18 protein-coding genes are annotated in these 18,630 nt (G+C 71.9%); 5 read left to right on the forward strand and 13 right to left on the reverse strand.

Annotation, left to right across the window (positions count from 1 at the left end; genetic code table 11):
• Window positions 1-189 precede the first annotated feature (189 nt).
• Window positions 190-1,164: a zinc-binding dehydrogenase gene (locus tag ACGF5O_RS20230; RefSeq protein ID WP_393811230.1), complete on the reverse strand. Its 975-nt coding sequence runs from the start codon at window positions 1,162-1,164 to the stop codon at window positions 190-192.
• Window positions 1,165-1,313: 149 nt separating this feature from the next.
• On the opposite strand from ACGF5O_RS20230, the gene ACGF5O_RS20235 reads away from it, so the two are divergent.
• Window positions 1,314-2,000, forward strand: a complete 687-nt coding sequence (locus tag ACGF5O_RS20235) for a pentapeptide repeat-containing protein (RefSeq protein ID WP_393811231.1) — start codon at window positions 1,314-1,316, stop codon at window positions 1,998-2,000.
• Window positions 2,001-2,078: 78 nt separating this feature from the next.
• Here the strand turns inward: ACGF5O_RS20235 and ACGF5O_RS20240 are convergent, their stop codons facing one another.
• From ACGF5O_RS20240 to ACGF5O_RS20275, 8 genes are all read right to left on the reverse strand, one after another.
• Window positions 2,079-7,352, reverse strand: coding sequence for a hypothetical protein (locus tag ACGF5O_RS20240; protein ID WP_393811232.1), 5,274 nt, complete (start codon window positions 7,350-7,352; stop codon window positions 2,079-2,081).
• A 117-nt stretch (window positions 7,353-7,469) separates the two neighbouring features.
• The gene (locus tag ACGF5O_RS20245; RefSeq protein WP_362591634.1) at window positions 7,470-7,970 is read right to left on the reverse strand and encodes a hypothetical protein; all 501 of its coding nucleotides are present in this window, start codon (window positions 7,968-7,970) and stop codon (window positions 7,470-7,472) included.
• Between the two features lie 43 nt (window positions 7,971-8,013).
• On the reverse strand, window positions 8,014-8,550 hold the full coding sequence (locus ACGF5O_RS20250) for a GNAT family N-acetyltransferase (RefSeq protein WP_393811233.1): 537 nt from the start codon (window positions 8,548-8,550) through the stop codon (window positions 8,014-8,016).
• 205 nt (window positions 8,551-8,755) lie between these two features.
• Window positions 8,756-9,703, reverse strand: a complete 948-nt coding sequence (locus tag ACGF5O_RS20255) for a hypothetical protein (RefSeq protein ID WP_393811234.1) — start codon at window positions 9,701-9,703, stop codon at window positions 8,756-8,758.
• 2 nt (window positions 9,704-9,705) lie between these two features.
• Complete coding sequence (locus tag ACGF5O_RS20260; protein ID WP_393811235.1) at window positions 9,706-10,284, reverse strand: DUF6932 family protein; 579 nt, start codon at window positions 10,282-10,284, stop codon at window positions 9,706-9,708.
• A gap of 26 nt (window positions 10,285-10,310) precedes the next feature.
• Window positions 10,311-11,174, reverse strand: coding sequence for a helix-turn-helix domain-containing protein (locus ACGF5O_RS20265; RefSeq protein ID WP_393811236.1), 864 nt, complete (start codon window positions 11,172-11,174; stop codon window positions 10,311-10,313).
• A 340-nt stretch (window positions 11,175-11,514) separates the two neighbouring features.
• On the reverse strand, window positions 11,515-12,537 hold the full coding sequence (locus ACGF5O_RS20270) for an SDR family oxidoreductase (RefSeq protein ID WP_393811237.1): 1,023 nt from the start codon (window positions 12,535-12,537) through the stop codon (window positions 11,515-11,517).
• 55 nt (window positions 12,538-12,592) lie between these two features.
• Window positions 12,593-13,642, reverse strand: coding sequence for an aldo/keto reductase (locus tag ACGF5O_RS20275; RefSeq protein ID WP_393811238.1), 1,050 nt, complete (start codon window positions 13,640-13,642; stop codon window positions 12,593-12,595).
• 76 nt (window positions 13,643-13,718) lie between these two features.
• Between ACGF5O_RS20275 and ACGF5O_RS20280 the strand changes: the two genes are divergently transcribed.
• Complete coding sequence (locus ACGF5O_RS20280) at window positions 13,719-14,255, forward strand: TetR/AcrR family transcriptional regulator (protein ID WP_393811239.1); 537 nt, start codon at window positions 13,719-13,721, stop codon at window positions 14,253-14,255.
• A gap of 12 nt (window positions 14,256-14,267) precedes the next feature.
• Here the strand turns inward: ACGF5O_RS20280 and ACGF5O_RS20285 are convergent, their stop codons facing one another.
• The gene (locus ACGF5O_RS20285; RefSeq protein WP_393811558.1) at window positions 14,268-14,642 is read right to left on the reverse strand and encodes an ATP-binding protein; all 375 of its coding nucleotides are present in this window, start codon (window positions 14,640-14,642) and stop codon (window positions 14,268-14,270) included.
• Window positions 14,643-14,788: 146 nt separating this feature from the next.
• Between ACGF5O_RS20285 and ACGF5O_RS20290 the strand changes: the two genes are divergently transcribed.
• A complete protein-coding gene (locus ACGF5O_RS20290) occupies window positions 14,789-15,643 on the forward strand; it encodes a helix-turn-helix domain-containing protein (protein WP_393811240.1) in 855 nt (284 codons plus the stop codon).
• The gene (locus ACGF5O_RS20295; protein WP_393811241.1) at window positions 15,640-15,921 is read left to right on the forward strand and encodes a DUF397 domain-containing protein; all 282 of its coding nucleotides are present in this window, start codon (window positions 15,640-15,642) and stop codon (window positions 15,919-15,921) included. The genes ACGF5O_RS20290 and ACGF5O_RS20295 overlap by 4 nt, the downstream gene beginning before the upstream one ends.
• Window positions 15,922-15,978: 57 nt before the next feature.
• Here the strand turns inward: ACGF5O_RS20295 and ACGF5O_RS20300 are convergent, their stop codons facing one another.
• A complete protein-coding gene (locus ACGF5O_RS20300) occupies window positions 15,979-16,554 on the reverse strand; it encodes a TerD family protein (protein WP_362591614.1) in 576 nt (191 codons plus the stop codon).
• Between the two features lie 182 nt (window positions 16,555-16,736).
• Between ACGF5O_RS20300 and arfB the strand changes: the two genes are divergently transcribed.
• On the forward strand, window positions 16,737-17,165 hold the full coding sequence (gene arfB, locus ACGF5O_RS20305) for an alternative ribosome rescue aminoacyl-tRNA hydrolase ArfB (RefSeq protein ID WP_393811242.1): 429 nt from the start codon (window positions 16,737-16,739) through the stop codon (window positions 17,163-17,165).
• Between the two features lie 84 nt (window positions 17,166-17,249).
• Here the strand turns inward: arfB and ACGF5O_RS20310 are convergent, their stop codons facing one another.
• Window positions 17,250-17,714: a GNAT family N-acetyltransferase gene (locus tag ACGF5O_RS20310; protein WP_393811243.1), complete on the reverse strand. Its 465-nt coding sequence runs from the start codon at window positions 17,712-17,714 to the stop codon at window positions 17,250-17,252.
• 74 nt (window positions 17,715-17,788) lie between these two features.
• Window positions 17,789-18,307: a flavin reductase family protein gene (locus ACGF5O_RS20315; protein WP_393811244.1), complete on the reverse strand. Its 519-nt coding sequence runs from the start codon at window positions 18,305-18,307 to the stop codon at window positions 17,789-17,791.
• Window positions 18,308-18,630 lie beyond the last annotated feature (323 nt).

Below are 18,630 nucleotides of genomic sequence, written 5' to 3' on the forward strand. Positions count from 1 at the left end.
TTGCAGCACGTGGTCGGGCAGCTGCGGCGCCGTCGTGGCTGGTCGCGCAGTTCCCCGCGCCCCTAAGAGCTGGGCGCCGCGGAGGCGCCCCCGTCAGGGGCGCGGGGAACTGCGCGAGCAACCCACCACGACCAGCACTCTGCATCGAACCGGCACTCCAGTGGCCCTCCGCAGCACGGCTGCTACCGGTCACGGTTCCAGGACCACCTTTCCGATGGTCGCCCTGGTCTCCAGGGCACGGTGTGCGGTGGCCGCCTCGGCCAGCGGGAAGCGGGTCACGGCGGGGCGCAGCCGGCCCTGGGCGGCCTCCGCGAGGGCGCGGAGTTCGAGGGTGCGCAGCGGGTCGGGGCCGCCGGTCCGGCGGAGCATCGCGGGGCCGAGGAGGGACTCCGACCGCGCGTCGGCGAGGTGGCCGCCACCGGCCCCGATCCCCTCCGCCGACCAGCCGAAGACGAGGTGCCGGCCGCCCTCGCCGAGCAGCGCGAGGGCCTTTTGGGCGGTCTCGCCGCCGACGCCGTCGAGGACGACGGTGACGGTCCCGGAGTGGTCGCGGACCCGGTCCGGCCAGGTGGGGTCGGTGTAGTCGAGGGCGAGGTCGGCGCCGTCGGCCCGGACCCGCGCCGCCTTCTCGGGGCCGCCCGCGAGGCCGATCACGGTGGCGCCCGCGTGCCGGGCGGCCTGCACGAGCAGCGTGCCGATGCCGCCGGCCGCCGCCGGGACGAGGACCACCGAATCCGGGCCCAGCTCCACGAACTGCAGGATGCCCAGGGCCGTACGCCCCGTCCCGATCATGGCGACCGCCTCGGGGAAGCCGAGGTTTTTTGGGACCTCGTGCAGCCGCTCGACCTCGGTGACCGCGAGCTCGGCGTAGCCTCCGGGGACGAAGCCGAGGTGGGCGGCCACGCGCCGCCCGAGCCACAGCCCGTCGACGCCGTCGCCGAGCGCCTCGACGACCCCGGCGACCTCGCGGCCGGGGATCGTCGGCAGCACGGTCGGGTGCGGCGCCGGGCCCTGGTGGCCCGCCCGCAGCGCGGTGTCGAGCAGGTGGACACCGGCCGCGGCGACGGCGATCCGCACCTGGCCCGGGCCCGGCACCGGGGCCGCCACCTTCTCGTGGACGAGGTTCTCGGCAGGGCCGAAGGCGTGCAGAACGATGGCGTGCACAGGGACTCCCCGAGGTGACGGCCGATCCGGCGGTCCGGCTCTCTGACCCGTGCGACTCTCCGTCCTCAAGTGTGCTTGAGGTCAAGGGCGGGCCGCTTGCGCCCTCGCGGGCCGCGGTGATTGTCAGTGGCAGCCTGCAAGATGGGGGCATGGTGAGGACAGGGGCCGGTGGGGCCGGCGGAGGCAGGGTGAAGGGCGCGCGGCGGCCGGAGGTGCGGCTGCCCGAGCTGGAGCCCTGGGGCGGGGGCGAGCTGGAGCCGGACGGGGACTACGACGGGCAGGCGTTCCGGGAGGCGGACTTCGCGGGGCAGGACGGGGCGGGCGCCCGCTTCATGGACTGCGCGCTGACGGACTGCGCCTTCGACGAGACGGGGCTGCGGCACGCGCGCGTGCTGGACACGGTCCTCACCGGGATAAGAGGCGTCGGCACCGATCTCGCCGAGGCGACCCTGCGCGACGTCGAGCTGGTCGACGCCCGGCTTGGCGGCACCCAGTTGCACGGTTCCGTCCTGGAGCGGGTGGTGATCCGCGGCGGCAAGATCGACTACCTCAACCTGCGCACCGCGAAGCTCAGGGACGTCGTCTTCGAGGGCTGCGTCCTGGTGGAACCGGACTTCGGCAACGCGGTGCTGGAGCGCGTGGAGTTCACCGGCTGCACGGTGAAGGCGGCGGACTTCAGAGGGGTCACGATGAAGGACGTCGACCTGCGGGGAGCCGCCTCCCTGGAGATCGCGACCGGCATCGACCGCCTGTCCGGCGCCGTGATCAGCACCTCCCAACTACTCGACCTGGCCCCGGTCCTGGCAGCACAGCTGGGCATCCGGGTCGAGGACTGACGACAGCGCCCCGTAAGGGGCGCGGGGAACTGCGCGACCAGCCCCCACCGACCGTCAGCCGAGCACCGGCCGAAGCCCTCAGCTCGCCGGAGGCACCGGCACCGGCGCCGCCTTCCGCAACCCCAGATGATCGTCCGGATCCTGAAGCCGGTCCGGCTGCGCGGCAACCATGCGGCGGACCGCCGGCTCCGGCATACGGATCACCACCGGCCGCGGCAGCGTCAGCTCCCGCACGGCGGTCCCGGTACGGCCGGCGCGGACGCGGTTGGTCACCTGCGCCACCACCCGCACGTCCAGCGTGAACTGCACCAGGACCGACGCCGACTTGGGCTTGTGCAGCGGCATCGAGCCGGACGCGTTCACCGCCGTGTCGGCCGCACCGCCCGCACCACCGGCGTTGCCCATCATCTGGTTGAGGCGGAACTCGTCGGCGTTGAGCAGCCCCGCGCCCGCGAGGCCGCGCGCCGACCGGCCGTGGTCGGCGGAGCTCAGACCGTCCGTCTGGGTGGGCCGGGGCGCGTCCAGGTGGCTCTGCCCCACCGTCTCGAAGGTCATCTTGTCGCCGACGCCCAGCACCCGCCCGTCCCGCAGCCGCGCGTGCAGGGACGCCCGCAGGTCCTGGCCCTCCGCCCCGGTGGCGTGCACCGGCGGCAGCTCCGCCCCCGCCGAGGTCAGCAGCGGCAGCGCCGCGATCAGCCACTCGGTGGAGACGGCCTCCTGCAAGGTGTAGGCGGCGGCCTGGCCCTTGGACCGGAAGCGGTCGCCGCCGCCCGCCTCCCGGACCGCTGAGCCGACCAGCTCCCGTACCTGCGGTGCCCCTTGGAAGCCGTTCACCTGCGCCTCCATCGGCAGCCGCACCCCGCCGGAGCGCCAGCCGCCGAGCGCGGCCGGGCGGCCGTCGCCCGGGCCGGGTGCCGGGGCCACCGCCTGCCGGCGGGGCGCGGTCAGCCGGCCGAGGGCGGCGAGGTCCTTGTCCAGGACGCGGTGGGTCACCGCCTGGCGGCCCAGCGAGACCATCGCCAGCCGACGGTCGCCGCGGTGCAGTTCGAGGGTGGCCTCGATCGGCACCCGCATCTTCGACGACTTCGCGGTCTTCGCCTCCGCGACCGTCTTCATGCCGAGCTGGCCGCGGCTCGCCGTGCCGGAGCGCCGCGCGCCGCCCGAGCCGACGCCGAGCCCCGCCGCGCCGCCCATGCTCTTCAGCTGTCCGGCCCCGCCGTCCGGTTTGCCGGACCCGGCGAAGATCCCCTCCAGGCCGGTCGACACGCCCTCGTCGTGGGTGGCGGCCTGCTGGGCGACGGCCGCGGTGATGTACTCCATGTCCCGGCCGTCGTCCGCGGCACCGTCGTAGGCGCCGTCGGCGAGCCGGTTGACCTTGAACACCGCCCAGTACGGGGTCTTGCGGCCGTCGAACAGCTCGACGGTGACCCCGCCGTCCATCGCGCCCGACAGCAGTCCCGCGCTGCCGTCGCGGTCCAGGACGCGCAGCAGCCGTTGCACGTTGTCGTTGCGGTCGGCCAGCTGCTGCCGGGGCAGCAGGTCGTCGGCGAGGCTCTGCTGCCCGTTCTCCGCGAGGCGGGTGCGCAGCCGGGCCAGCAGCGGCACGAAGTTGGGCAGGTTCTCGACCATGCCGAAGCCGAGGGGGAGCGTGCGGGCGAAGGAGGGGGCGGTGGTGCGCGGCGGCGCGGAGGTCGAGGACCCGGCGGTGTCCGCGGCGCGCGCCTGCTCCCGGCCCTCGCGCTCGGCGCCCGCCCGGGAGCCCTCCGCGGGCCGCTGCCCCGGCTGCTGCGGCGGCGACGTCAGCGGCGAGTCCGTCGGCGAGGTCTTCGGCGAGGTCTTCGGCGAGGTCAGCGACGAGGTCATCGGCGCCGGTTCGGGGTCGAGCTTCAGCTGGCGGCGGATCGGTGCCGGAAGCTGTGCCTCCGTCAGCCACACCGCCGCCTCGGCCGGCAGGGTGCGGGCGGCCGTCGCCACGTAGGGGCCGCCGCCGGTGACCTTGACCTCGGCGACCATGGTGACGAGCAGGTCGCACTGGACCAGGTAGAGCGGCGCCTTCTTCGGGGTGTGGGCGTTGCGCTCGACCGTGCCGGAGAGCGCCTCGGTCCGGGCGCCGCCCTGGCTCGTGGTGCGGTTCCCGGAGAGGCCCTGGCCCAGCCGCCACTCGGCGGCGTTCTCCGAGCCGGTGGCCCCGAACTGCCAGGTGCTGGTGGTGCCCTGCCCCTCCTGACCGGCCGCCTGGTGGCCGCCGAGCACGAAAGTCTCCGTGCCGGGACCCGCGCCCCGGTGCAGGAACTTCGGGTTGGTCAGCGTGAGCCGGGTGCCGACGGCCCCGTTCAGCGCGGCGAGCCGGCGCGGATAGCGCAGGTTCTTCACCACCCACCCGGAGGACGCGGCCTGCCGCAGCGAGGCCGTGATGGCCTGCGGCCCGAACCGCTCCTCGATCGCCAGCCGCGGCGCGAGCCCCTCGGTCGCCAGTGCGGGATCCTCGCGGACCCCCTTGTTGCGGGCGGCGGCCCTGGACAGCAGCTGCAAGGCGAGGTCCCGGACGGCCTGGCCGTCGCCGACCGTCTCCACCAGCTGCCAGTCCCGCAGCGGCTGCCCCACCGACGGCCGGGGTACGAGACCGGCCAGGTCGCCGATGCCCTCGGCGGTGACGGCGTGCTCGGGGCGCGGGGCCTGGGCCCGGCGCCGGCCGCCCACCGCGTCCTGCCGCTGCCTGCCCTCCTCGTCGAGGGTGAACTCGGTCGGCGTGACCAGCCGTACGTCCTGCTCGTCCAGGTGCAGGTCCGCCAGCTGCCGCGCCTCGGGCGCCTGCCGGCCGGGGGCGCCGGGAGTGAGGGCGCGGCCCAGCTTGCGCTGCCGGGAGGTCATGGTGACGTCGACGTCGAAGCGCAGGGCCGCCCCGAAGGTGCTGGCCTTCTCGGAGCCGTTGGTGAGGACGTCCGTACGGGTGGTGGGGCCGGCCTGGTTGCGGCGGGTGCCGGTGCTGTGCCTCTCGTAGCGGGCCGAGCCGGTCAGGATGCCGGGGACGATCCTGGCCTGGCCGAGCACCAGACCGCCGATCGACCGCGAACTGCCGCGACCGCTCTGCGTGTTGGCGGTGACGCCGGAGTGGCTGCGCACCAGCCAGTCGTCGGTGTCGCCGAGGTAGCCGGTCTCGCGGAGCTGCCCGCGGACGTGGACCTGCACGTCGTGGGAGTGCAGGGTGGACTTGCGGCGCAGCCGCACCCGGATGCCGGTGGTGGTCAGCTGGTCCTTGTTGACCCGGAGGTTGGTCTCGGACAGGGCGGCCATCAGCTCGCGGTGGTTGCGCCGCTGGAGGGCCGCTTCCTCCTTGGACGACGGTGTGGGGCGCGCGTCGGTGCCGAAGGAGGGCAGGTAGCCGGACAGTTGGGGGTCGGTCGCGAACAGCTGTTCCACGGCCTGCACCAGGGGGCGGGTGTCGAGCTGGCTGAGGGTGACGCTGGAGCCCATGGCGCCGAACGGGAGATGCCGTTCGACGTCGACCTCGTCGCCGTTCTCGTCGGTCCGCTTCGGCTTCTCGATGAACTCCTTCGCGTTCTTCGGGTCCTTGGGATCTTTGCCGTCCTTGGCCTCTTTGGGATCTTTGGCCTCGGTGCCGGGCGGCAGCGGCAGCCCGAGGGAGCGTGCCTCGTCGGCCCGCAGGCTCATCCAGACCCGCATCGAGTGCCGGGCCACCCGCGTCCCGGGGCGCAGCACCATCTCGGCCGAGCGCGGCCCCGTGCCCTCCGCGACGAACTGGACGGTCGCCAGGTAGAGCACCTTGTCGCCGCGCACCTCCGCGCCCTGGCGGCTGGACACGGTCTGCTCGGCCACGGTGAACCGGGCCTTGCGGGCCGCCGCGACCGGCATCGCCGTACCCCGCACGACGGCCGCGCTGCCGGCCACGCCGACGCCGATGGCCGGGCCCAGGCCACCGGCGAGGGCGCGTCCCTTGCCCGCGCTCTCGGTGACCGTGTGCTGGGTCTGCTGGTGGGTGCGCAGCTGGGTCCCGCCGGTTCCCCAGGCGGGCGACATGCCGGTGATCTCGGCGTGCAGGCGGTAGCTGCCGACGGTGCCGCCGTCCTTGGCGGCCAGGTCCTCGCCGGTGACGCCGTCCCGCAGCAGCCGGGGCATGTCCTCCAGGACGGTCGCGGTGGAGGTGGCCTCGTAGAGGCGGGAGCGGCCGGGGGCGCCGGGGGCGGTGAGCGAGGGGTGCAGGACGGAGGCGACCGTGTCGAAGAGCCCGCCGCCGCCCTGGTGCGGGGCGGCGGTGTCGGTGACGGCGACCGGGGCCATGGAGTCGGCGAGCGAGACCCGCCGGGCGGTGTCCGCGTCGACGGGCTGCGGGGCGGCGGGGGCCTGGGTGCCGGCCGGGACGAGGTGTTCGGTGGGCACGCGCTGGGTGAGGGCGCCCGAACCGTGGAAGGTCTGCGCCTGCTGGGTGCCCTGCTTCTTGATCCGTACGCCGTACCGCACCTTGCGCGGTGCCTCGACCGAGCCCTTCTCGCTGCGCAGCACGCGCGGTTCGGCCACGTTGCGCTGGCCGCGGGACTCCCGCGAGGACTGCCAGGGCTGCGCGTTCAGCAGACCGGCGCCGCCCAGCCACAGCCCCGGTACGACGGGTGCGAGCCCGAAGGCCATGCCGCCGGCGCCCTTGCTGGAACTGCCGCTCGCGGTGGTCGCGACGGTGGTGGCGGTGTTGTGCTGGACGTCGACCTTGGTGTCCTTGCCCTCGGTGTCGTCCACCGCGGCGAGCGGCGCCCCGTCCGGGTCCGGCACGGTGTTCGCGAGCAGGTCCTTGGGGTGGAAGACGGGCGGCCGGTCGTCGGGCGCGCGGGAGACGGTGACGGTGACGTCGTACCACTCCTTGCCGGTCCCGCCCTTCACGGCGAACGCGCGGCCCTGCCCGTAGAACGACTCGGGGCGTCCGGCGAGCTCGGCGCCGATCTCGGCGACCGTGCCCTCGCCGTGCCCGACGACGGCGGCCACCGCGTTCCGTACGAACTCGTGCCCGGTCAGGCCGTACGCCGTGGACAGTCCGGCGGCCTGGAAGTCCATCAGGTACGGGGGCAGCACGAGGCCGAGCTCGGTGCGCTCCTCCTCGACGGTGGCCACGGGCACCACCGGCCGGCTGCGTACCGCCGGGGGCCGTGCGACCCCCTTGCCCTTCGCGTCCTGCAGCGCCAGCGTGGTGGCAGCGTTCCCCGCCCGCCCCTGGAGGGCGAGCATCGCGTGTTCCGTGGGCCCGACGGGTCTCGTGGAGCCGAGGGGAGCGGCGGTGACCGGGGTCCGGGAGGCCTCGGAAGAGGCGTCCTTCCCGTTGTCGCCTGCCTTCTGCTGCGTCCGCACGGAGTCAACGTAGGCGCGGCCGGGCCAGGGGAAACGCCTACCGCGCCACTTGTCACCCCCGCCTCGGCAGGTGGTCAACCTCCGTACACCGTACGGTCGTTCAGCCGTCCCAAACGGCTACGACACCCTCGGGAAACGGGCCTGGAGCGTCCAGATCGCCGGATTGTCCGCCAGGTCCTCGTGCAGGTCGGTGAGGTCGGCGACCAGGTCGTGCAGGAAGTCCCTTGCCTCCCGGCGCAGTTCGGCGTGGGAGAAGGTGAGGGGCGGTTCCTCGGCCGGCATCCAGTCCGCCTCGATGTCCACCCAGCCGAAGCGGCGCTCGAAGAGCATGCGGTCGGTGGACTCGGTGAAGTCGAGCTCCGCGTGCTGGGGCCGGGCGGCCCTGGACCCCGCCGGATCCCGGTCCAGCCGCTCCACGATGTCGCACAGCGCCCACGCGAAGTCCAGCACCGGCACCCATCCCCAGGCTGTGGACAGTTCCCGGTCCGCCTTGGTGTCCGCGAGGTAGACGTCCCCGCAGAACAGGTCGTGACGCAGCGCGTGGACGTCCACGCGCCGGTAGTCCGCCTGGGGCGGGTCCGGGAAGCGGTTGGAGAGGGCATAGCCGATGTCGAGCACGTGCTGATGGTGTCATGGCGCCGCGCCCCCTCCGGCGGCGTGCCTACGCGCCCTCGCCCAGCCCCTTGCCCAGCCCCTTGCGCAGTACGGCGCACGGCCGCCCGCGCTCGCGGTCCGGGCGGTGGCCGACCACCTCGTACCCGAGGGCGGTCCAGAAGGCGAGCCCCTTCGGGTTGTTCTCCAGCACGGCGAGCCGCACGGCGTCCCGCCCCGCCGCCCGGAACCGCCGCTCCACGTCCTCCGCGATCCGCCGCCCGTACCCCTTCCCCTGCGCCTCCGCGTCCACCATCAGCAGCCCGATCCACGGATCCGGGTCGGCCGGGTCGGGGTGCCGGGCCAGCGTGACCACCACCCCGACCAGCCGCCCCTCGGCCCGCGCGAGCAGCACCTCCGCCTCCGGGTCCGCCAGCTCGTCGGCCAGCGCGGCGGCCACCTGCTCCGGCCGGACGCCGTCCGGGTCCGGGAAGTCACCGCTGAGCGCGTGGAACTCCCGGTTGGACGCGTACAGCGCGGTGAGCTCGGTGAGCACCGGCGCCGGGATGTCGTGGTCGGGGGTGAGGGGGACGGGGGCGAGGATCATGCGGGCAACCTATCCGGCCCTACTCACCCGCAGGCGGGTAGCGGGGCAGGCCGTCCGCTGATCACGATGACATCGGGGCGGCGCATGATGCATTGGGCCTCGTCCTCGACATCCGGCCTTCCTGAGTGAGCCACGATGGCCTGCGGCAGGACGTCCTCCAGCCGCGTCCGGAGACGAGCAGCTCGGTAGACGTGAGGGCGAGGTTTCATCCGACGCTCTGATCAGGCTCAAGCGGAAGTGGGGGCTGTTCCGCCGCTGGTCCCAGATAGGTGTACTCGGTGGACCGTGCGATGCCCATGGCGTCCAGCTGCTGTCGAAACCGGACCCGGAAGTGGACGTTGTCGCCGAGACCGGGACGCATGCGCAGTAGTTCGTCAGGTTCCTCGAAGCGGACGTCGTATGCGGGTGCGTTCTTGGCGGTCCCTGTCTTGACCTTCACCATGCCGCTTTCCCGTAGTTCGGTGATGCGACCGGAGATGGTGATCTCCTGGTCGCGGTCCCTCGTCTGGCGCAACCGTTTGACATGGCTCCTGCCCCGCTCGGTCAGGCGGGTACGGCGCAGGCTGCCGTCAGCGCCGTACCAGGTGACGCCCAGGTCCAGTGCGTACCTGCTCAGAGCGCGGGACACCGTTTCGACCGCATCGAAGAGCTTCGCCCACTCGTGGATGTCGCGTCCCGACTCAAGGGCGTCGAGCAGCGCGGTGAGAGTGCCGAGGCCCGTCGAGGCAGCCGACGTGACGGGCGCGTCGAGGGCGTCGGTTCGGGTGGACTCGGCGGGTGTGGTGACGGGTCGGGCGTGTACGACGGTGCTGCCTGCCGAGATGCCCGTCAGTTCCAGCTGGACCGGCGTACCTGCGGCAGCGGAGATCAGCTGCTCCACGGGTTCGAGCAGTGCGTTGCCCCACTGGAAGCGGAGGGCACCGCCGTCCGCGTCCGGCCCGGTCAGCCGCAGTTGGAGTTCTTCTTCGAGCAGGGCGTCCGGTGCGTAGTCACGTGCCGCCGCGAGCCGGCTCGCCCGGTGTTCCGCCTCGACCTCCTCGTCGTCCCGCTCCTCGGTTCCCCATGCGTCCAGCAGACGGGCAGCGCGTCGGGATACCTCCGGATCGTCTCCCTGAAGCGCACGTCTGCGCTCACGCCAGCTGTCGCCGGTCACAGTCACACCTCCGGATAGCCGCGTGCCGGGGTGGCACTTTCCTCGGATGGTGCGCGGTCGCTCGTGTCCGGCAGCCTGCGGCGCTGCCACCAGTCGTCCCACACACCTCGTTGGGTGAAGTATGTCCGTTCGTCCGGTGTGAAGCGTTCCGGCTCGAAAATGCGGGCAACGGGTTGGTACCCGATGCGAAGCGGTGAGACGCCGAACTTCTCCCGCATCCTGGCCCTGCTCTGGAATGCCGTGGTCAGCCACTTGGAGCCCGGTTTCCCGCGTAGGGTGCGCTCGGCCCGTGTGTCGATCAGGACGGTCACATCAATGTTCGCGGGATCGACCTTTGCGCTGACGAAGCTGCCGCCCAGCCACAGGCTGTGGATGAGAGGAACGCCGTCGAGGGCTGCGGCGTAGGTGTCCTCCAGCGTGAGGAACGGGTCGAGGTAGCCGTGCAGGCCGTCCCAGAGGGCTGCGCGTGTCACGGATTCCTCGAACTCTGGGTCGCTGACCAGCATGGACTCCGCCTCGTCAAAAGAGACGGAGTACCGGCCCAGAGGGAGAAAACCGGTCGCGGTGAATGAGGGCGGCACGGGAGTCCTGTCAGGTGAAAGGGTGGTCAACCTGCCTGGTCGTACCGGCAGTCGCGGCAGCGGCCGGGTGTGGGGGCGCGGAAGGGGCGGTCGCAGCCGTCGCAGGTCTGGAACGGGGGTCTCGGCTCCGGGGCCGGTGCGGCAGGGGGCCGGAACGGGGGTGGTGGCGGCAGCTGTGCCGCCAGGCGGTGGGCCAGGAAGGCGGCCGGACGGATCAGGGGTTCCGTCGGCAGGTTCTCGGTGAGGGCGTGGCGTAAGGCTGTGGGGGCGATGTCGCGCTCCAGCCAGGCGGCGACGCCAGGGGCGAGGTGTTCGGCGTCCGTGGCGGAGAGGAGCAGCCGGGGGTCGCGGCGGCGGAGGCCGACGAGGACGTCGAGGGCTGCCCGGAGGAGGTCGGGGGAGGTGTTCGAGGGCTGCGGTACGGCGGGGAGGCGCTTGCGGGGAGGTGGCTTGTCTGTGATGGTCGCCGTGCGCCGGGCGGGCCTGTCGGGGGACTCGGCCTCGGCGGTTCGGTGCCCCGGCTTGTTGCAGGAGACCGTGCGAGTGACGATCCGCCCGGCGGGGATCCGCTCCCGCTCGCGCCGCAGATAGCCCTCGGCCTCCAGCTCCCGCAAGGCGGCGCCGATACGGTCCCTGCCCTCCGGGAAGCGGGTCGCCAGGCTCTTGATGTCGACCTGGGCGCCCTTGGGGAGCGACTGGATGTGCACGCCGAGGCCGATGGCCAGCGCCGAGAGGGTGGGGTGCTGGGCGAGGTGATTGCCGATCACCACGAAGTGGGAGGTGTGGCGGGCGTTGTCGTGCGTGAGCCCGCCGGACCCCCGATTCGGGTGCTTCCTGGCGGCAGTGCGGGACTCGGCGCACGAGGGCGCGCTAGGGTTTTCGGTATCCATCGGGAAGGGTTCACTTCCTGGGTGGTCAGGCCCTCGCACTGGGATTGCCGTCCCGGCGGGGGCCGAAGTCTTTCCGCGGTGATCGCGGTTGTGTTGCGCTGAGCGTAGGCCACGCAACCCGCCCCAAATCCAGCCCACTTGCGCATATTCACTCGCCGGAGTGACGCTGCGCGACGGGAGGGAGGGGCGGGGCTTGGTGGGTTCTTTCTCCCCGTCGTTCCTTTGGTGGTGACGTCCCTCGCGCCCGGAGTCCGCGTTCCCGGGCGACGGCGACGGCGACGGTGACGGTGACGGTGACGGTGACGGTGATCCGTCGAGCTCGGCCGGGGTGAGGCCCGGGTCAGGTGCCGATGCCGTGGGTGAGGAGGCTTTCGGCGGTTTCGGTGATGGTGTCCTCGATGGGGCGCGCCCGCCATCCGAGAAGGCGCTCCGCCTTGGCGCTCGTGGCGTCGAGGTCCCGGCCGAGCTGGTGCCTGAGCAGGCGCAGTTCCGGGTTCACGGTGCCCAGTGCGCGGGCGAGCCACACGGGGAGTTCGCGGGTCGGGGCGTTCGCGGCGCGCGCACCGAGGCGGTCGCGGAGGATGCGCGCGATCTCGACGACCCGCAGGCTGTGCCCGGCGACGGCGAGGAAGCGCTCGCCGGCGGCGGCCGGGTCGGTCATCGCGCGCAGGTGCAGGTCGGCGACATCGCGTACGTCGACGAAGCCCATCCCGAAGGGAGGGCACGCGGGGACCTGTCCTTCGAGCATTCTGCGGACGAGCCGCAGGGACGGCGGGTCGTCCGGGCCGAGCAGGGGGCCGAGGACGCCCACGGGATGGACCGCCGCCAGTTCCATCCCACCGCCCTCGTCCTCGACGAACTGCCAGGCGGCGCGCTCGGCGAGGGTCTTGGACCGCTGGTAGGGCGGGATGTCGCTGTCGACGTCGGTCCAGTCCTCCTCGGTGAACGGGGTCGAGCGCGGCGGGTGCCCGATCCCGACGGCACCGAAGGCACTCGTCAGGACAACCCGGCGCACCTTGGCGTCGCGGGCGGCACGCAGCACCCGCAGCACGCCCTCCCGCGCCGGGACCACCAACTCGTCGTCGGTCGCAGGAGTACGGCGCAGGGTCGGCGAGGCGACGTGCAGGACGAAGTCGCAGTCGGCGACGGCGTCGTCCCAGCCGTCGGGGTGTTCGAGGTCGGCGCGTACGACGGTGAGCCGGTCGTCGTCGAACGGCGTGGCCGCGTGCAGCCAGGCGCGCAGGTCCGGCTCGCGCCGCAGGTCGCGGACCGTGGTGCGTACGGTGTGCCCGGCTTCGAGCAGGGCGAGGACGCACCAGCTCCCGACGAATCCGGTGCCCCCGGTGACCAGTACCCGTGTCATCTGTTGTCTCTCCTCAGCTCGCGATTCATGCGTCAGTGCGTCAGGCCGACGGGGGTCATACGAGGGCCATTCCGGGGATGCGCCTGCGGATGGCCTCCAGCTCGGCCTCGTCCGAGACGCCCTGCCAGTCGTGCCGGGGCGTGTACGGCGCCTCCAGGGCGCGTACCTCGTCGTCGGTGAGTTCGACGTCGAGGGAGGCCACGGCCTCGTCGATCTGGCGGGTGGAACCGGCGCCGACCAACGGTGCGGTGACGACCGGCTGTCGGCGCAGCCAGGCGAGTGCGATCTGGGCCCGGGAGACGCCGTGAGCGTCGGCCACCTGCCCGACCGCGTCGATGATCGCGCGGTTGGACGCCTCCTCCGCGGGCGAGTAGAGCGTGTCCGCGTACGCCCCGTCCGTCGCGGAGCGCACCGTCGAGCGGGCGTCGTCCCACGCGCGGGCGAGACGGCCGCGGGCCAGCGGCGACCAGATGATCGTGCCGACGCCGTCGTCCAGGCAGAGCGGGATCATCTCGCGCTCCTCCTCACGGGCGAGGAGGTTGTAGTGGTCCTGCATCGACACGAACCGCGCCCAGCCGTGCTGCTTCTGCAGGTGCAGGGCCTTCGCGAACTCCCACGCGTGCATGGACGAAGCGCCGAGGTAGCGGACCTTGCCGGCCCGCACGAGGTCGCTGAGTGCCTCCAGCGTCTCCTCCCACGGGGTGGCGTGGTCGTTGCGGTGAATCTGGTAGAGGTCGATGTAGTCCGTGCCCAGGCGGCGCAGTGAGTGCTCGACCTCGGTCATGATCGCCTTGCGCGACAGCCCCCGTCCGTTCGGTCCCGGCCGCATCGGGTGGCGCAGCTTCGTGGCGATCACCACGGCGTCGCGGTCGGCGAAGTCCCTGAGCGCCCGGCCGAGGATCTCCTCGCTGGAACCGTGGGAGTACAGGTTCGCGGTGTCGAAGAAGTTGATCCCCGCCTCCAGCGCGTGCCGGACGAGCGGCCGCGCCTCCTCCTCGCCCTTCGACCAGACGGGGTGCCCGCGGTCGGGCTCGCCGTAGGTCATCGCCCCGACCGCGATCGGTGACACGTCCAGGCCCGTCGTGCCCAGCTTGATGTACTGCATGGTGCCCCTCTAAAATAAGTGGAGAGTTCTCCGGATACCGTAGTGGAGAGCTCTCCACTTAGCAAGGTGAGGTTTCGTGGTCCGCTCAGACGCCCTTGAGAACCGGGCACGCATCCTCGCGGCCGCCCGCGAGGCGTTCACCGAGAACAGCGCCGCCTCCATGAACCAGGTCGCCCAGCGCGCCGGCGTCGGCGCGGGCACCCTGTACCGCAACTTCCCCACCCGCGAGGCGCTGGTCCTGGCCGTCTACCAGGACGAGGTCACCCGCATCACCGCCGCCGTGCCCGACCTGCTGGCCCAGCTGCCGCCCCTCGAAGCGCTCCGCCGCTGGACGACCGACCTCGTCGAGGCCATGCGCAAGAAACACGGCCTCGGCGACGCCCTCAGCGCCGGCGCGCACCAGGCGATCACCGAGCAGAGCTACGGCCCCGTCATCGCCGCCATCACCGAACTCCTCGACGCCGGCAAGGTCGACGGGACCATCCGCGACGACGCCGACCCCGGCGACTTCCTCCAGCTCACCGGCGCCCTGTGGCGCGCCGCGTCCAGCCCCGTGGACCGCGCCCCCCGCATGCTCGCGCTCATCCTCGACGGACTGCGCACGCACGCCTAGCGCTCGTCCGGCCTACGGCGACACGTCGATCTCGGCCCACACCGACTTGCGCGGCGACCGCCCCGGCGCCACGCCCCACTTGTCGGCGAGCGCCTCCACGAGGACCAGGCCCCGGCCCGACTCGGCGTCCGGCCGGGGTGATTGGGCATGCGGCGCCGCATCACCCCGCGTGTCCGTGACCTCGATCCGCAGGGTGTCCCCTACGACGTAGAGCGTGAGGCCGAAGTCGCGCCCCGGTACCCGGCCGTGCGTCGCCGCGTTCGCCGCCAGTTCCGCCACGATCTGCCTGGCCGGATCCAACGGCAGACCCCAGGCCCGCAGTTGCTCGGTGGCCAGCAGTCGCGCCAGCCGGGCGCCCCGCGGCGTGGACGAGAGCCGCAGGCTCATGTTGCGGACGGGGGTGGAGATTTCGTCGTTCACATCACTCAGCGTGGCCGGGCGTGCGTACCGTGAACAGTGACGGAGGCCTTACGTACGGTGACTGTCCGGCGCTAGTCCAGTGCTGTCTTGGCTGTCGGAAAGAGGTGTACGGGATGAGCGTGGACGGCGAGGTGGCCGAGCCGGGCTGGGAGGTCGACCCGGACGACGACTGGGGCGTCGCGGTCATCGCTACGGTCGGCCGCCAGTTGAAGCTGCGGCGAGAAGCGGTGGGGATGCGCGCCGCCGAGTTCGGGGTGGCGGTCGGCTACGGGGAGGACATGGTCTACAAAATTGAGGGTGGCAAGCGGATTCCCCGACAGGAGTACCTGAACAGGGCGGACGAGGTCCTGGGGGCAGGAGGGCTGATCTCGGCGACCTGGGAGGACGTGAAGAGGGTCCGGTATCCGAAGAAGGTGCGGGAGCTTGCCAAGTTGGAGGGGCAGGCAGTGGAGATCGGGGTGTATGTCGGGCTCAGTCTGCACGGTTTGTTGCAGACGCCGGAGCATGCGCGGGCATTGTTTGAGGCGTGGCAGCCAGCTTATTCGCCGGAGGAGGCGGAGCGGCGGGTAGCTGCCCGTATGGCCCGAGCGTCCATCTTCGAACGCTCGCCTGCACCAGCACTCAGCTTCGTCCAGGAGGAGGCGACGCTGCGTCGGCCGGTCGGAGGCACAATGGTTTGGCGACGGCAACTCGAACGTCTGCTGGAGGTGGGCCAGTTGCGGAACGTCACCCTCCAGGTGATGCAAACGAATGCCGAAGCTCACCCAGGGCTGAGCGGAAAGATCGAGGTGCTGAAGTTCCCGGATGGCTCAGCAGTGGGTCGCTCCGACGGTGCGTACAGCGGTCGCCTGACCTCCGATCCGAAAGAGCTACGGATCCTTGAGCTGCGCTATGGCACCATCCGGGCTCAGGCGCTCACGCCACGAGAGTCGCTGGCTTTCATCGAGCAACTGCTGGGAGAGACATGATCCGCAAGACCTCTGCCGGAGATCCCTCCGACTTGGCGTGGTTCAAGAGCAGCTACAGCGACGGCCCCGACGGCGACAGCTGCGTAGAAGTCGCCCTGGCCTGGTTCAAGAGCAGCTACAGCGGCGGCACCAACGGCGAATCCTGCCTCGAAATAGCCCCCACCCCCACCACCATCCACATCCGCGACTCAAAGTTCACGCCCGTCACCCCCGGCCCCCGACTCGCCCTCGCCCCTTCCGCCTGGGCGGCCTTCGTGCCGTACGTGTCGGCGGGCTGAGCGGAAGAGGGGAGCCCCCGGCGTCGCACCGGAGGCTCCCGCACAGCGCAGCGACCGTCAGACGTTGACGCCGAAGTCCTGGGCGATGCCGACCAGGCCGGACGCGTAGCCCTGGCCGACCGCGCGGAACTTCCACTCGGCGCCGTTGCGGTAGAGCTCGCCGAAGACCATCGCCGTCTCCGTCGCCGCGTCCTCGGAGAGGTCGTAGCGGGCGATCTCGGCGCCGCCGGCCTGGTTGACGATGCGGATGTAGGCGTTGCGGACCTGGCCGAAGTTCTGCGAGCGGGTCTCCGCGTCGTAGATCGAGACCGGGAAGACGATCTTGTCGATGTCGGCGGGGAGGCCCGCCAGGTTGACGTTGATCGCCTCGTCGTCGCCTGCGCCCTCGCCGGTGCGGTTGTCGCCCGTGTGGACGATGGTCTGGTCCGGCGTCTGCTTGTTGTTGAAGAACACGAAGTGGCCGTCGGAGTAGACCTTGCCCTGCGTGTTGACCGCGATGGCGGAGGCATCCAGGTCGAAGTCCGTGCCGGTGGTCGTGCGGACGTCCCAGCCGAGGCCCACGGTGACGGCGGTCAGGCCCGGAGCCTCCTTGGTGAGCGAGACGTTGCCACCCTTGGAGAGGCTTACAGCCATGGTCGGGAGTCCTTTCCCTCGTTTCGCGTACGGCCGTGCGGCGTACGGGCTTGAAGCTACAGCTACCCGTATGAACGCCACGAGGGGTACCGAAGGTTCCACCTCGCTTTACTTTCTTTGCCAAACGGGTGATGAACGATAATCGCGTGACGTGTGCCGGTCAGGCGCGCGACCATAGGGGTATGTCCGGTCCCTACGTCATCCGCGGCTCCGTCTCGCTCCCCGAGGCCGAGCTCAACTGGCGCTTCTCGCGGTCGTCCGGGCCGGGCGGCCAGCACGTCAACACCAGTGACTCGCAGGTGGAACTCCGCTTCGACCTCGCGAACACCGAGGCACTGCCGACAGTCTGGAAGGCGCGGGCGCTGGAGCGGCTGGCGGGGCGGCTCGTCGACGGGGTGATCGTCGTACGGGCGTCCGAGCACCGTTCGCAGTGGCGCAACCGCGAGACCGCCGCCGTACGCCTCGCCGCGCTCCTCGCGGAGGCCACCGCGCCCCCGCCCAAGCCGCGCCGGCCGACCCGCATCCCGCGCGGGATCAACGAACGCCGGCTGCGGGAGAAGAAGCAGCGCTCGGAGACGAAGCGGGGGCGGACCGGCCGCGACTGGTCCTAGCGGCGAGGGCGGCGCGGGTGACGGGAGTCGGGAGTCGGGCGGGAGTCGGGCGGGGGGCAGGGCTCCAGCACGGCCAGGTGGGAGTCAGAGTTCCAGCACGCCCACCGGCTGGTCCCCGCTGACCTCGCCGGTCTTCCGGAAGCCCAGCCGCAGGTAGAAGTCCTCGGGGCCGTCCGGGCCCGCGTGCCAGGTGACGTACATCTCCTTGCCGCCCCGGCGGCGGATCTCCGCGGCCACCGCCGCCACCGCGAACCGGCCGTAGCCCCTGCCCTGTTCCGCCGCGTCGATGTTGAGGCGCCACAGGCCGGAGCGGACGAGGGTGCCGTCGGCGCGCCAGTCGATGTCGAGGAAGGCCATCAGAAAGCCGACCGTGCGGTCTCCGTCGACGATCAGGCGCGGCCAGGCGACCCCCGCCGGATGGACGTACGCCTCGGCGAGGGACTCGGCCACCGGCTCGACGTTCTGTTCCTGGTGGGGCCGGACGCGAATGCTGAGGGCTGTTTTCAGATTTGCGGTGGTCACTTCTTCGAGGCGCGGCAGAGAAGGCATTCGCGCACTCTAGAAGGCCCATTCGGCAACCGCCGACAACCGCCTGCGGAATGTGCAAAACCGACCGTGCGGTCTCATCCCAGCTGCCGGTAACGCCCCCGGAAATACATCAGCGGTCCGCCTTCCGCACTCGGCAGTTCGGCGGTGAGGACGCGGCCGATGACGAGGGTGTGGTCGCCCGCCGCGATCCGCTGTTCGGTGCGGCACTCCAGGGTCGCGAGGGCGCCGCCGACCAGTGGGGCGCCGCTGGCCTCGCCGCGGACGTAGGGGATGTCCTCGAAGAGCAGGCGGTCGCTGATCCGGCCCTTCATCGCGAAGCGGCCGGCGATGTGCCGCTGGCTCTCGGTGAGCACGGAGACCGCCCAGCGCGGCTGTTCGTCGAGGAGGTCGTCCATCCGGGAGCCCTCACGCAGGCTGACCAGCACCAACGGCGGGTCGAGCGACACCGACACGAACGCGGTGGCGGTCATGCCGACGTCCTCGCCGGCCGGCGCCAGCGGGTCGTCCGGGTCCAGCGGCGGCTCCTGAGCGGTCACCAGGACCACGCCGGCGGCGAGCCGGGAGAGGGCGGTCTTGAACGCTTCGTTGCTCACCCCCACAGCATGCCCGGTGGCTTCTGCGGTGGCGGGGGAGGGAGTCTTCAGCACGCCGGAAACGCTAGTGTCGGACCCGGCGCGGCCACATCGGCCATCGGCCCGAGCCGGGTCCTAGGACCAACGGCGGGGTGGGGCGGGGTGAAAGGCCGTAACGTGCACCGTGTGCGCACACCCGCAAAGGCCGTGTTCAGTAAACGCACAGGGAAAACGCGGAAACTCCACGCAATTGTTCACGTTCTCCTGTGACTTGAGTCACAAGGCACGTTAATTGTTGACCCTGTGTACCGAGTGGGCAGCGCGCTGTGATTCAGTGGCGGGGA

The organism is Streptomyces sp. NPDC048291 (assembly GCF_043201715.1).
Lineage (GTDB): Bacteria > Actinomycetota > Actinomycetes > Streptomycetales > Streptomycetaceae > Streptomyces.

What these genes read in the sequence shown, in the direction of transcription:
- ACGF5O_RS20235 (WP_393811231.1), top strand. Translation starts at nt 1,314, where the DNA reads ATGGTGAGGACAGGGGCCGGTGGGGCCGGCGGAGGCAGGGTGAAGGGC.
- ACGF5O_RS20250 (WP_393811233.1), bottom strand. Translation starts at nt 8,550, where the DNA reads ATGATCCTCGCCCCCGTCCCCCTCACCCCCGACCACGACATCCCGGCG.
- ACGF5O_RS20265 (WP_393811236.1), bottom strand. Translation starts at nt 11,174, where the DNA reads ATGGATACCGAAAACCCTAGCGCGCCCTCGTGCGCCGAGTCCCGCACT.
- ACGF5O_RS20270 (WP_393811237.1), bottom strand. Translation starts at nt 12,537, where the DNA reads ATGACACGGGTACTGGTCACCGGGGGCACCGGATTCGTCGGGAGCTGG.
- ACGF5O_RS20275 (WP_393811238.1), bottom strand. Translation starts at nt 13,642, where the DNA reads ATGCAGTACATCAAGCTGGGCACGACGGGCCTGGACGTGTCACCGATC.
- ACGF5O_RS20285 (WP_393811558.1), bottom strand. Translation starts at nt 14,642, where the DNA reads ATGAGCCTGCGGCTCTCGTCCACGCCGCGGGGCGCCCGGCTGGCGCGA.
- ACGF5O_RS20290 (WP_393811240.1), top strand. Translation starts at nt 14,789, where the DNA reads ATGAGCGTGGACGGCGAGGTGGCCGAGCCGGGCTGGGAGGTCGACCCG.
- ACGF5O_RS20295 (WP_393811241.1), top strand. Translation starts at nt 15,640, where the DNA reads ATGATCCGCAAGACCTCTGCCGGAGATCCCTCCGACTTGGCGTGGTTC.
- ACGF5O_RS20300 (WP_362591614.1), bottom strand. Translation starts at nt 16,554, where the DNA reads ATGGCTGTAAGCCTCTCCAAGGGTGGCAACGTCTCGCTCACCAAGGAG.
- arfB (WP_393811242.1), top strand. Translation starts at nt 16,737, where the DNA reads ATGTCCGGTCCCTACGTCATCCGCGGCTCCGTCTCGCTCCCCGAGGCC.
- ACGF5O_RS20310 (WP_393811243.1), bottom strand. Translation starts at nt 17,714, where the DNA reads ATGCCTTCTCTGCCGCGCCTCGAAGAAGTGACCACCGCAAATCTGAAA.